We start from the raw sequence: 9,697 nt of genomic DNA, 5'->3' as shown, positions 1-9,697 counted from the left end.
TAAGTTACTAAGTTACTAAGTTATTTAGTTAAGCAGTTACTAAATTACATAGCCGCTAAAACCTAGCGCTTTAAAGTACAATTTAGGAATAGTGCTAAATCCACACTCATGCAGTAGCTCGCTAAAACGCATGCGATCTAACGGATAAAATTCATTTTCTAGGCTATGACGAATATGAGTTTGTCCGGCCTCACCTAAGCCTAGTTTTGCACTAGTTAAAAGTTGCGCGTCACGCTCAAATAAGGTTTCTGGGCGCATTAAATCAGCAATATACAGTGCAGCTTCTTTGTTCAGACTTGCTTTAATGTTTTTAAGAACTTGCTTTTTATCGCCATTATCTTCTACAAACTGTAGCACTAATAAGCATAAGGCTGCATCGGCTTTAGTTTTAAGTTTTTCTAAAGGCCCGCAATGTACAGTTACTCTATCGCTTATTCCTTGCTCAGCAAACTTATCGCTAGCAACACTAAGCATGTCGTTTGAGGTATCTTGTGCGGTAAACTTCCATGTTGGATTAATGCTAGCTAATTCAATTACCTCTTTGCCAGTCCCCGCCCCTACCACTAAAATATGTGCGTTATCTTTTAATGTGGCTTGCAGTTGCGCATTAGTTAGTTGATGCAATAACTCGTAGCCTGGTACTAGTCGCGTAATGCGGCTATCGTATTGTGTTGCTTGATCATCTGTAAATGTTGGCATTATTACTTCCTTTATAGACCCCAAGTTTTTTGGGGATCATAAATACAATGGGTGTTATCAAGATAAATTAATATCACACAATTTCTACGCTAGAATAACCGCCCGGCTTTTTAGCCACATGGACTTGTGTTGCTACGCGCTCACTCATTTCGCTTACATGCGATATAACACCTACTTTTCGCCCTTGTGCTTGTAATGAATCAAGTGCATCCATTGCAACACTGAGCGTTTCGCTGTCTAACGTACCAAACCCTTCGTCAATAAACAAAGAATTGATTTGTACTTTGTTTGACGACAATGAAGCAAGCCCTAAAGCCAGCGCCAAAGAGACTAAAAATGATTCACCACCAGAGAGCGTATTTACAGAGCGTTGCTCATCGGCCATGTCGCGGTCAATAATAGCAATATCTAAAGAGTGCTCAATAGCAGTTAATTCATAGCGTTTATTAAGGGTTTTTAAATGACTATTTGCATAGTGCAGCAGTATTTTTAAAGTTTGCGTTTGCGCTAAATTACGCATGGTTTTACCGGTTGCATCGCCTAATACTTTATTAAGTAAATGCCACTGATCAACTTGCGTTTTAAGCGTAGTTAACTCAGCTTGTTTGCCTTTGAGCGTTTTAGCATTTTGGTTGTGCTGCTCAATAGCGGTATTAGTGGCAAGCAAGCTATTTTGTAGCTCTGTTTGCTGGGTATTTAATACATTTAGCTGCTCAGTTAACTCATCGTGGTTTTTTGAAGGCTTGTCAGTATTTTGATGCTCAGTGTACGATTTTTGTTGCTGTTTAAGCGCCGCATTTGTATCGGTTAGCGTTTGTGATACTTGTTCAAACTGTTTTAAGTGCGCTTTAATTTGCTCGCTACTTAAGGTTAGTAAAATAGTGACCTGTTCGTGTGTTGCATCGCTATGTTGCGCTTTAAACTCAGTAAACCACTCTAAGTAACGTGCCTCAAGGCTGGTTAGCTCCTGGGCGTGCTCTTGCAAGCGTTGCTCAACATTTTTAAGTGTAATGGCATGCTCGTCGCGCTGTTTAATTGCTTTTTCGTGCGCTTGTTGGCTGGCATTTAGCTGTGTTTGACATTGCTCAAGCTGCATGGCTAGTTTGGTTTGATAGTCGCTTGCGCTTATTTGCTCATTATTAAATAAAGCTAAGCGCTCGCTTTGCGTAATATTTTGCTGTTGCTGCGCTTTGGCTAAATCGTCATTTAATGCTTTAAGTGCGTGCTCACTTTTAGTGATTAATGGCGTTAATTGCTGTAGTTGCTGGTTTGCACTGTCGAGCTGTTTTTGGCTTTGCTCAAGCTGCGTTAGTGTTTGCTGGTATTGCTCAACCTGTTTGTTTAAATCGCTTAGGGTAAGCGATTCACTTTGCAGCTGCTGCCAAAAATCGCTGTGTTCAAATTGCGCGTTAAGCGCTGCGCTTAGCTCGTTTATTTGTACGCTTAGCTCGTTATGTTTACTGCTTAATTGGTTTAGCTGATTAGTTAACTCAACATGCTGGTTTTGTAATTGCTGCTGTGCGTGTTGCTCGGTTTTTAAAGCATTAAACTGCTGATTTACTTTTTCTTGTAAGGTACGCAGCTGTGTTTGTACTGCAAAGTACTGGGCTTTTTGCTCGCTGAGTTGCTGGTAGGTTTCATCAAGCTGCTCGGTTGTTAACGCGTTAAGCTCGGTGCGAGCCTCTTGCATGGTCGTTTTAATTTCTAGCTGCTTAGCCTGTGCAATTTGTATTGCTTGGCTATGTTGCGTTTGCTCGGCCACTAACACAGCATGTTGTGTTTGGTGCTGATGCAGCTGGGTTTGGGCGCTATCGCGTTGCTGTTTTGCATTGTTATAAGCTGTTTCAAAATCGGCTATTAAGTTATTTAATTGCTGGTTTTGAGTGCTTGCATATGGGTGCTCAGTTGCACCGCACACTAAACATGGCTCGTTAGGAGCAAGTTGTGTACGTAAGTGTTCTACATTTTCACTGGCGCGAAGGCGTGCTTGGCTAAGCGTGTATTCGTTGTGCTTAAGCGTTTGCTCGCACGAAGCCAAATTTTGTAATAATGCGTTTTGCGCTTGCTCACTTTGGATAAGTTTTTCTGCAACGCGTGTTTGCTGTTGTGTGCTGTATTTTAGTTCATGATTAAACTGTTTATAGCGCTCGCGTTGATCTTTTAAGTAATCAATATTTTTAAGCTTTACATCGCACTGTTCAATATTAAATTGGCGTTGCTGCTCATTTAATTGGTTAAGATTTTTTTGCTCACTAGCAAGTAGCTGTTCTTGTGACTCAACCTTTGCATTTTGCGCGGTTAAAAGCGTCGCTTGCTTAGCCTGCTCAGCCACTAACTTTTGGTTTTGATGTGCCGTTGTTTTTAATTGCTCAGTTGCGTTTAAAAACTGATTAAAACTGTGCTGATAGTAATTCCAATCATTGGCTAAAGGTTTTAATTGTGTATGCGTAGTTAACCACTGCTGATGCTGGGCACTTAATTTTGTAGCTTCATCAAGCACAGATTGGCTTTGCTTAAATTGCTGCTGCAAATCGTTTAATTGTAATTGCTCTTTTTCGCTTTGCTGGGTAAGGCTTGCAATGGTTTGTGCTTGAATAGCTAATTGACTGTCGAGCTCGCGCGCTTTAGCAATAATAGGCTCAGCAGTTTGTTTTTGTTCTTTAGCTGTTTGTAATATCTCTTGGTGCTTACTAAGCGTATTAGCATGCGCAGTAATTATTGCAGTGTGATCTATACTTTTTAAGTCACTTACTTTCGTACTTAACTCAATATTTTGAGCTGTTAAACTTTTAAAGCGACTGCGGTTATCTTTAATTTCAAGTGCGCTTTGTGCTTGTTTAGCTTGCTCACTTTGCTGAGCAATAGCATTAAGCTCGTTTTGCGCTTGTTGCTGGTTTTGCTGTGCTTGTTTAAGTGCTTGCTCAAGCGTATTGGCTTGTTTATACCAATTTAAATTTTGCTCTGTAGTTGTTAAGGTTTTTTTAGTGTGTTCAATTTGCAGTTTTAATTCATTAAGCGAAGTTTGTTTAGCGGCTAATTCATCTTCACTTAGTAATGTGTAACTTGCTAAACTCGCTTGGAGTAATTCAAACTTTTCTTTTAGCTCTTTATTACGCTCAAAAATACGTACACCAATACGGCTAAATTTATCGGTACCGGTTAAGCATTCTAAAAGCTGTGCGCGCTCATCGCCGGTGGCTTTTAAAAACGCGGCAAATTCGTGTTGCGCTAATAACACTGCTCGCGAAAACTGATCAAAGGTTAAGCCTATTTTGGCTTCTATTTGTTTTACTGTTTTACTTTTATCTGATGAAATTAACGTATCATCAGGTAACAAATAAAGCGTATGCTGTGCTGCTTGTAAATTGCCGTCGCTTTTGCCTCGCGAGCGATTAACGCTCCAACACGCTCGGTAACTTTCTTTATCTTGTCCTACAAAGTCTACTTCAGCAAAGCCATTAGACGTTCCTCGCCTAAGTAAATTACGTGCGTCATTAAGCCTAATGCTGTCGCCTTGAAACTCTACCTTATTGCCTCTATCGCCACCTAACCTTGCGGTTTTAGCATATAAAGCTAAGCAAATAGCATCTAAAATAGTACTTTTACCTGCGCCGGTATCGCCGGTAATTGCAAATAATCCGGCGTCTTTTAGCGGGGCTGCTAAAAAGTCTATTTCGGCATCAACAATAGAAGCTAAGTTATGAATACGCACTGCGGTTATTTTCATAGTTGCTGTTGCTCCTCTAGTTCGTTAATAACATCGTTTAATAGATTTTTTAGTGCGTCGGGTACGCTTTCACCGTGCATATCTTTGTCGTTTGCAAATGCTTGTTCTAATAAATTAAGTGGGTTGAGCATTTCAACTTCAGTTAAATCTTCAAATACTGCGCCGCCTTCATTGTTAGCTGATTGTTCGCGCACGCGCTCTATGCCACAAAAACGAATATGTTTACCCTCAAGAGCTTGTTCTATTTGTTCTCTGAAGGTGGTGTCGGTATCGCTAGATTTAAGTTTTACCCGTAAATATGGTGCTATTGTATTGGCTGTGGTGTCGAGGGCTTTAATTTCCTCGCATAGCTCAGCTAATGGTACGCACTCCCCTTTCGGTAAAACTATTACATCGGCTAAACGAGGAATGTAAAGGGGGTTTACAGTTACACTAATTTGCTGTTTTTCATCGCTATTAAATTCAACTACATTTACTTGGTGGCTGTAATTTCGCTCTGAAAACGACATAGGAATTGGCGTACCGCTGTATCTAATGCATTCATTTTTAGCAACTTGCTGCGCTTTATGTAAATGCCCCAGCGCAACGTAGTGTGCTTGTTTACCAAATACGTTGGCAGATATGGCTTCTTCGCCGCCTATTACTAAGTTGCGCTCAGAGTCACTCGATATATCGCCGCCTTTAGCATGAAGGTGCCCCATAACAATTAACGGGGTATTTTCACTTTGTAAAGTAGCTGCATGCTCAAGGGCAAGTTCATATGCCTTTTTAACGCCTTGGGCATAGCTAGGGCCGCTTTTGGTTTGACTGAGTGTAGTTGCATCGCTTGCGCGCAAAAATGGCATGGCAACGATTACAGCGCGTTTTTTGTTAGTGTTAATAGTGATTACGCTATCAGCCGCTGCTGTTGCCTCAAAACGCCCTACAACATGGGTATCAAATTGAGCGAGTAACGGTTGCGCGGCTAAAATACGATTTGCAGAGTCGTGGTTCCCGGCAATAATTACTACATGTAAATTAGGGCACTGCTTTTTGGCATCTTTAATAAATTGATAGAGTTGATTCTCGGCGCTAGCACTGGGGGTTGCAGTATGATAAATATCGCCAGCAACGAGCAGTAAATCTATTTGTTGCTCAACGAGAGTGGCTAACAGCCAAGTGAAAAAAGCAAGGTGTTCATGACGACGGTCATATTCATAAAATTGTTGGCCAAGGTGCCAATCAGAAGTGTGCAGAACTTTCATGTAGCGCTCTTAAAAAATCGTAAGAGCGCCAATATACCCAAGGCAGTTAAAGATGCAACCTTATAGGCTCATCTTGCTAGGGTGAATGGGCTTTAGCTAGCTCCTAAGCTAAACCAACCAACATAAATAAGAGGCAAGGCTAAAAGTGCCATAAATAACGGCAGTTTAATTGCTTTGGCTTTTTTAGCTTGTAACGCTTTCAATGCATTTTTTTCGTTACAAGCGGCCACTTTGTCAATATACAAATAACCTGAGTTTAAATACTGCTTACAGTTTTGCGCGTCTGCTGGAATAGCAATTAGTTTTTGCTGCTTTTTTAGAACATAAAAATCCATACACCACCACACTTTTCAACACTAAAATATTAATAAACATATTTGAAAATAATTATATTAAATTACCCTCAAATGAAAAAAGTGGGCGATTCTAAGTACAAATGGATACAAAGATCAACCTTAAACTTCACTATTGGCGGTTTCTCATACAAAGGGATTAACTTTTTTGCTAAATAATTACATTTGGCTACCTTTGAAGCCAAAATACAGAGGGAGATTTAGTAGCTGTAAGCCGTTATTTTTAGCTGATATTTGGCAATTATTTTTATTTAAAACGACAAACTGTAAAGCCCCTTTACAGTTTTATTATTTTAATTCACGTTTAATTAATTTTATCTAAAAGAATAATGCGCTTTAATTGTAAAAAAATAGTGAAAACTAGCCTGAAAAAGTCGCACTTTATCGTTATTTTATTGAAGAAAAACGATAATTTTGTCAAAGTGCGCACACTAAAATCTAACAGGTTTAATAATGAAAAAAATAATTTATACGCTAAGTGCGGTTATATTGCCAATAGCAATGTCGAGCACTGTTTTAGCGTCTGCTATTGAGCAAACCAAAGGCAGCTATATCGATAAGTTTCGTCAACTAGACGAAGCATTGCCAACACCAAATGTTTATAGAAGTGCTGCCGGAGAACCTGGCGAAAATTATTGGCAGCAACGCGTTAATTACGATATTGACGTACAATTAGACGAAAAAAAGCGCCGTATAAGCGGTAGCCAAAAAATAGAATATAAAAACAATTCACCACACACATTAAAGTACTTATGGTTACAGTTAGATCAAAACGTTTTTAAAAATGATTCAATTGCAGAAACCACGCAAACGTTTAAAAGTACTTTAACAAGTTTACCAGCCGATAAACCCGCCAAGTTAAGTTTAGGCGACCTTCGTCGTCAACAGTTTATGAGTGACAACGAGCTTGGCTATACAATTAGCAATGTAAAAGATGACAATGGCAACGAGTTACGTGTAACCGTGGTTGATACCTTAATGCGCATTGACCTAAATAAGCCGTTAAAGCCAGGTAAAGAAGCCGAATTTAGCATGAACTTTGCATTTAATTTAGTTGAAGAAGATGCAGTAGGCGCACGCTCGGGCTATGAGCACTTTGAAAAAGATGGTAACGATATATTTTTAGTGGCGCAGTGGTTTCCGCGTTTAGCTGCTTATACTGATTACGAAGCTTGGACTAATAAAACATTTTTAGGTGGCGGCGAATTTACCTTAGAGTTTGGTGATTACGATGTTGAAATTACCGTACCTGCGGACCATATCGTGTCGGCAACGGGTAAGCTTAATAACGCAAGTAGCGTATTAACGAGCACGCAACGCAAACGTTTAAAGCAAGCCGAAAATGCTAAACGCCCTGTGTTTATTGTTAGTGAAGAAGAAGCGCTCGATAACGAAAAATCCAGTACAGATAAAACTAAAACTTGGCACTTTAAAGCTAATAACGTACGCGACTTTGCTTGGGCGTCGTCACGCAAATTTATGTGGGATGCTAAAGGCTATCAGCAAGGCGGTGATGAGCAGCCATTGGTTATGGCTATGTCGTTTTACCCTAAAGAAGGGGGCGATTTATGGAAAAAATATTCAACCGAAGCTGTTATTCACACTATGGAAGTGTATTCAAAGTATTCATTTGATTACCCATACCCAACCGCGCAGTCAGTAAATGGCCCTGTTGGTGGTATGGAATACCCAATGATCACCTTTAATGGCCCGCGCACTAAGCTGCAAGATGATGGAACTCGTACTTACTCTCAAGCAGAAAAACGATTTTTACTCGGTGTAGTGATCCATGAAGTGGGTCATATTTACTTTCCGATGATAGTAAACTCAGATGAGCGCCAATGGACTTGGATGGATGAAGGTTTAAATAGCTTTTTAGACGGTGTTGCAGGGCGAGAGTGGGATCCAAGCATTCCATGGGGTGTTGAGCCGCGCGATATAGTGGCGTATATGAAGTCAGAAATTCAAGTGCCTATAATGACCCAGTCAGACAGCGTATTGCGTTTAGGCCCTAACGCGTACACTAAACCCGCTGCTGCACTTAATATTTTACGTGAAGTTATTTTAGGCCGAGAGCTGTTTGATTTTGCGTTTAAAGAATACGCCCAGCGCTGGAAGTATAAGCGCCCTACCCCAGCTGATTTTTTTCGTACCATGGAAGAAGCTTCGGGTGTTGATTTAGATTGGTTTTGGCGTGGTTGGTTTTTTACCACAGATCACGTAGATATTGCTTTAGATAAGGTATATCAACTGCGTTTAGACACTAAAAACCCTGATATTGATTTTAGTCGCCTACGCGATATTGAAGCAAATAAGCCAACTTCGCTGTTTGTAGAGCGTAACCGCGCACAAGGTAAAAAAACCTGGGTAGAAGAAAATCCCGATGTTACAGACTTTTATGATGAAAACGACCGTTTTACCGTTACTAATAAAGAACGCAACGCGTACAACAAGTTTTTAAAGGGCTTAGAGCCGTGGGAGCGTAAAACGCTTGAGCGTGCAATAAAAGAAGACCAAAACTACTACGTAATGGAGTTTTCTAACGTAGGCGGCTTAGTAATGCCTATTCTATTAGAGCTGACTTTTGAAGATGGCAGCAAAGAAGAGCGTTATATTGCGGCCGAAATTTGGCGTCGTAATTATAAAAATGTGCAAAAACTAATAGTGACAGACAAAAATAAATCGCTGGTGTCGGTTACTATCGATCCGCGCTGGGAAACGGCTGACGTAGATATTGAAAATAATAACTACCCACGTCGTATTATTCCATCACGCATAGAAGTATTTAAAAAAGAAAAGAGCAAAGCAAAAGTAAGCCGCGATATTATGCAAGATATTAAAACCGAGCTTAAAAAAGACGAATCTAAAGGCGACGAAAATAATAATAGTGAGGAGCAACAATAATGCGCATATTGCTAATTATTGTTGGTTTATTAATTGCTGCGCCTAGCATGGCGCATCAATTAAAGTCGTCTGTTACTACTGTGCTTTTTAATAAACGTACTAATAATATTGAGCTAATGCATCGTTTTTATTTGCACGATACTGAGCATGCTGTGGCGCACTTATTTAAAGGTAAGGTTGATATTATTAGCAATAAAATAGATCAACAACGCTTTGCTAAGTATGTAGAGTCGCATGTTGCGCTACAAACGTTAAACGGTGAACCACTGCCGCTTAACTTTGTAGGAGCACAAGTTGATGGCAAGTTTTTTTGGGTTTACCAAGAAGCGCCAATTCCGGTAAAAATTGCAGGAATTAAAATGAGTAACGGTGCACTGCGCGACTTATGGCCTTCGCAAGTTAATATGGTTAACGTTGAAGGACAAGGAAAAATAAAAACCTTAAACTTTACTCAAGACGACACTTGGCTTGAAGCAAGGTTTGAGCAACAATAATCCTACAAACTACGCGCACAGTCACTGTGCGCGTTTTTGTTATTTTCATTCCCGTTTTTCTGATCGACTTAATACTAAATTACGTTAATATACCTTGTATATTAGTGTGCTTTTTAGCAAGCAAGGTAACCTGAACTTTGGATAATAAATCTATCTCAAGCAGCTACTTTCAGCGCTAACTGCGTTGAATTTACTTGCAATAGGCCAGCTATTGACGCGTAAATTCGCCTTGTTTTCACTGAAAATCTCTGGCTAGAGAAAATAAATTTAAATATA

Annotated in this window: 6 protein-coding genes; 2 read left to right on the top strand and 4 right to left on the bottom strand. The window is 39.9% G+C overall.

Annotated features, from left to right (window positions below; translation table 11 throughout):
- Positions 1 to 39: 39 nt before the first annotated feature.
- The 4 genes from H5058_RS17665 to H5058_RS17650 form a co-directional block, all read right to left on the bottom strand.
- Positions 40 to 699: a class I SAM-dependent methyltransferase gene (locus H5058_RS17665; protein WP_179807810.1), complete on the bottom strand. Its 660-nt coding sequence runs from the start codon at positions 697 to 699 to the stop codon at positions 40 to 42.
- 73 nt (positions 700 to 772) lie between these two features.
- On the bottom strand, positions 773 to 4,426 hold the full coding sequence (locus H5058_RS17660) for an AAA family ATPase (RefSeq protein WP_182679308.1): 3,654 nt from the start codon (positions 4,424 to 4,426) through the stop codon (positions 773 to 775).
- Positions 4,423 to 5,670: an exonuclease SbcCD subunit D C-terminal domain-containing protein gene (locus tag H5058_RS17655; protein WP_179807808.1), complete on the bottom strand. Its 1,248-nt coding sequence runs from the start codon at positions 5,668 to 5,670 to the stop codon at positions 4,423 to 4,425. Before H5058_RS17655 ends, H5058_RS17660 begins: the two co-directional genes overlap by 4 nt.
- Before the next feature lie 92 nt (positions 5,671 to 5,762).
- The gene (locus H5058_RS17650; RefSeq protein ID WP_011329698.1) at positions 5,763 to 6,005 is read right to left on the bottom strand and encodes a hypothetical protein; all 243 of its coding nucleotides are present in this window, start codon (positions 6,003 to 6,005) and stop codon (positions 5,763 to 5,765) included.
- A 471-nt stretch (positions 6,006 to 6,476) separates the two neighbouring features.
- On the opposite strand from H5058_RS17650, the gene H5058_RS17645 reads away from it, so the two are divergent.
- Together H5058_RS17645 and H5058_RS17640 are read left to right on the top strand one after the other, a co-directional pair.
- Positions 6,477 to 8,927, top strand: a complete 2,451-nt coding sequence (locus H5058_RS17645; RefSeq protein ID WP_182679306.1) for a M1 family metallopeptidase — start codon at positions 6,477 to 6,479, stop codon at positions 8,925 to 8,927.
- Complete coding sequence (locus H5058_RS17640) at positions 8,927 to 9,421, top strand: DUF6702 family protein (RefSeq protein WP_086995497.1); 495 nt, start codon at positions 8,927 to 8,929, stop codon at positions 9,419 to 9,421. The genes H5058_RS17645 and H5058_RS17640 overlap by 1 nt, the downstream gene beginning before the upstream one ends.
- The last annotated feature ends 276 nt before the right edge of the window (positions 9,422 to 9,697 follow it).

It is taken from the genome of Pseudoalteromonas sp. SR45-4 (assembly GCF_014163535.1).
Classification (GTDB): domain Bacteria; phylum Pseudomonadota; class Gammaproteobacteria; order Enterobacterales; family Alteromonadaceae; genus Pseudoalteromonas; species Pseudoalteromonas nigrifaciens.
This window is presented reverse-complemented; position numbering and strand designations above follow the sequence as displayed.

What these genes read in the sequence shown, in the direction of transcription:
- H5058_RS17650 (WP_011329698.1), bottom strand. Translation starts at nt 6,005, where the DNA reads ATGGATTTTTATGTTCTAAAAAAGCAGCAAAAACTAATTGCTATTCCA.
- H5058_RS17665 (WP_179807810.1), bottom strand. Translation starts at nt 699, where the DNA reads ATGCCAACATTTACAGATGATCAAGCAACACAATACGATAGCCGCATT.
- H5058_RS17645 (WP_182679306.1), top strand. Translation starts at nt 6,477, where the DNA reads ATGAAAAAAATAATTTATACGCTAAGTGCGGTTATATTGCCAATAGCA.
- H5058_RS17640 (WP_086995497.1), top strand. Translation starts at nt 8,927, where the DNA reads ATGCGCATATTGCTAATTATTGTTGGTTTATTAATTGCTGCGCCTAGC.
- H5058_RS17660 (WP_182679308.1), bottom strand. Translation starts at nt 4,426, where the DNA reads ATGAAAATAACCGCAGTGCGTATTCATAACTTAGCTTCTATTGTTGAT.
- H5058_RS17655 (WP_179807808.1), bottom strand. Translation starts at nt 5,670, where the DNA reads ATGAAAGTTCTGCACACTTCTGATTGGCACCTTGGCCAACAATTTTAT.